The sequence below is a fragment of the Blautia sp. ZXY-1-C6 genome (assembly GCF_056339875.1).
This window is the reverse complement of sequence record NZ_JBWJVQ010000052.1, coordinates 1-3,114: the sequence shown is the minus strand read 5'-3', so window position 1 is coordinate 3,114 and position 3,114 is coordinate 1. Positions and strand designations below refer to the sequence as shown.

Here is a 3,114-nt window from a genome sequence, read left to right as displayed (position 1 = left end):
CCACGAGCCTGCGCATAATTCATTTCATCTGTAAATACCTTAAATCCATCCTGCTCAAATGTGTATTCAGCTGTCGCATCCTGTCTTGTAGGAATCTTTCCGCCTACAGCTGCCCATTTTGCTTCGTTTTCCTGTGAGCAGAGCCACTCAAGGAATTTAGCACATGCTTCTTTGTTTTCTGATCCTTTGCAGACACCAAAGTTCTCACCACCGATTGTAGATGTAGAGGTTCCTTCGTCGCCTGTTGGAAGAAGTGTAAAGTCATATTCAAATGCTCCGTTGATTGCATCTGTCTGTGCCAGATGCCATGTTCCACATTCTGCAAATGCAGCTTTTCCTGCGCAGAACTGATTCCATGCATCTGCCTGTGTCCAGTTTACACACTCTTTACTCATGTATCCGTTTGCTACAAAATCTCCAAGTGTCTGTAATCCATTTACAGCAGAATCAGCAGTAATATTATCAACATTAACGCCAGTTCCATTCTGTACAGATCTCAGCCATGGAAGGATCTGGAATGTTCCTTCTTCTGTAGATACTGCACACATTGCGAATCCGTATACATCATTGGATGCATCTGTTGTTGCTGCAACCATTTCCTTGAACTCATCAAGACTCTGCGGCATATGATCATATCCGGCTGCTTTCAGAAGATCCATATTGCAAGCAAGTGCAAGACAGTTACTATTCTGTGGAAGTCCGTAAACTTTTCCATCAGGGTCTTTACAGGAGCTTAATGGTCCATCATAGAACTGATCCAGTTCTCCCCATGATTCCAGCTCATCAGTGATATCTTCGAATACTCCGAGAGATATGTAGGATTCCATATCCGGTGAATCTACCTGTCCGATATCAGGAAGTTCTCCTGAAAGTGCTCCAACTGTGTACTGGTTCATTAACTCTGTTCTGGATACGAATGTTGCATTGATGTGAATGTCATCCTGTAAAGAATTATATTCTTCAACCATGTCTGCGAGCATTTCCTGCTCTGGCTTCTGATCAAAATAATGCCACATTGTAACTTCCTGCGGAGCTGCCTGTACAGTTGATGCCGCCATCAGCGAAGCCGCCAATAATGTTGCTGTAAATAATGTTTTTTTCATGTTTTTTCCTCCCTTTTTCCTTCTTAGTTGAATTTTGTTTTGGTTAGTTGCACAATTTTAAGTCGTCTCTCTGTTGTTTTGTTGTATATATTTTACCATTCAAATTTCCACCGCATAACCCAAGATTTTATGGAAAAAGGAATTTTGTACGGATAATATTTTAAGATTAAGGAAATATTTTAAGATTTTCAGGATATTTTCCATATATTTCTTATATTTTTACTCTTTTATTTCTGACAGATATTCAGATGGACTCTTTCCTGTCACCTCGCGAAAGACTTTTTTGAAGTATTTAGAATCGGAAAATCCTACCTGATAAGGAACATCCCTCTGATCACATATTTCTTCCCTCAACATATACTGTGCCTGTTCAATTCTATACTCCCTTAGAAAAGTGCTGAAATTTTCTCCGATATTTTTTCCAAAAAGATAACTGAAATATTCCTGGCTCAGCCCAAGATCTTCTGCCAATTTCTTCTGGCTTATTTTTCCGGCATATCCACTCTGTATGATATCCAGAGCTTGCAGAATCATAGGGTGGGCATCCGGATATTTATCTCTCAAATTTCTGGATTTTCTGCGGGAATAGCTATTTTTTCCACTAATCTTATTCTCAATTTTCTTCAGTACTGCTTCTGCCTCATCTCTTGTAAGAGGTTTCAGAAGATACTCTATTACACCAAGAGAAATTGACTGCTTGGCAAAATCAAAATCTGCATATGCACTTACAATCACAAATTCTGCCTTAATTCCCTGAGCTCTGGCAGCTTCTATTACTGAAAGCCCGTCCATAAACGGCATCTTGATATCAATAAAAACCACATCCGGCTTCTGTTCCAGAATCATTTCCAGCGCTGCTTTTCCATTAGATGCCTGTGCCACAATCTCATACTCATCCCTCAGGCTCTGCAAAACCCTTACTAATCCCTGTCTGGTTCTCTGCTCATCTTCTGCAATTAAAATTCTCAATGTATAAAGACCTCCTCTGTTACTTTTTTTGCTACATTTATTTACTCTATATCTTTCTCCGGATTCTCTGGTATTGGAAGCCAGAAAGTAAATTTTGTCCCCTTTTCAGGTTCTGATTCCAAAACTACAGAAAGTTCTTCTCCATAATACATTCGCAGTCTTGTCACTACATTCTGAATCCCGATTCCTGTTCCTGCCAAATCCAAAGTATGCTTTTCCATAAGAATCTGCTGCATCAGTTTCTCTGTATCTTCATTCATTCCACATCCATTATCTTCAATGCAAAGACGGAATCTGGATCCATCAATGTGACCCGTAATACGGATCATTCCCCCGCTTTCTCTTCCTTCAAAACCATGAAGGATAGAATTCTCCACAAATGGCTGAATAAACAGTTTACAGCATGGCCATTCGCCGTATTCTTCCTGAAATTCAATCTCATAGTCAAACACATCCATAAGCCTGAACTTCTGCAGATATAGATACTGCTCTACCCATCTCAGTTCCTGCCCCAGACTTACTGACACAAGCTTCCTTGAGAATGTATATGAAAGCATATTGGAAAGCTTTTTCAGAAGATCTGCTACCTCATAATCTTCATTATCTATCGCATTATAATTGATCGCAGTCAGTGTATTGCAGAGAAAATGTGCATTGATCTGTGATTCCAGAGCTTCTTTCTCTGCCTTATTTTTCTGACGGATAGAAAGATTCTTTTCACGATAATATCTACGTATTTCCTTGTACTGTCGTTCCAGAGTTTCCGCCATTTCGTTATAATAACCAGCCAACTGCCATATCTCATTGGTTCCCTTTACTTCTATCTTCGGAAGATTCTTGGAAAGTTTAATATTTCGCATAGAATCCCGTATAATATCAATTGGTTTTAATACTCTTCGTATTGTAAACTGCCATAAAAATCCACAGATACACAACAAAAACAGATATACATAAATGCTTCTGGTATACATCTGGTTAACCTGTGCACGCATTTTTCCAAGATCCGTGGTAATATATGCTGTCCATCCAAAATATTTTAATG

At 39.2% G+C, this 3,114-nt stretch carries 3 protein-coding genes; all 3 read right to left on the bottom strand.

Features of this window, described 5'->3' with window-relative positions; all coding sequences use genetic code 11:
• Window positions 1–1,103, bottom strand: a 1,103-nt coding sequence (locus AC075J_RS02205; RefSeq protein ID WP_476389922.1) for an ABC transporter substrate-binding protein, incomplete at its 3' end; no start/stop codon positions are given.
• Window positions 1,104–1,322: 219 nt separating this feature from the next.
• Window positions 1,323–2,072 (bottom strand): response regulator transcription factor, encoded by a 750-nt coding sequence (locus AC075J_RS02200; protein WP_055149581.1) that lies wholly within the window; start codon window positions 2,070–2,072, stop codon window positions 1,323–1,325.
• Window positions 2,073–2,113: 41 nt separating this feature from the next.
• Window positions 2,114–3,114 (bottom strand): sensor histidine kinase (locus AC075J_RS02195; protein ID WP_476389921.1); only part of this gene is annotated, 1,001 nt, incomplete at its 5' end.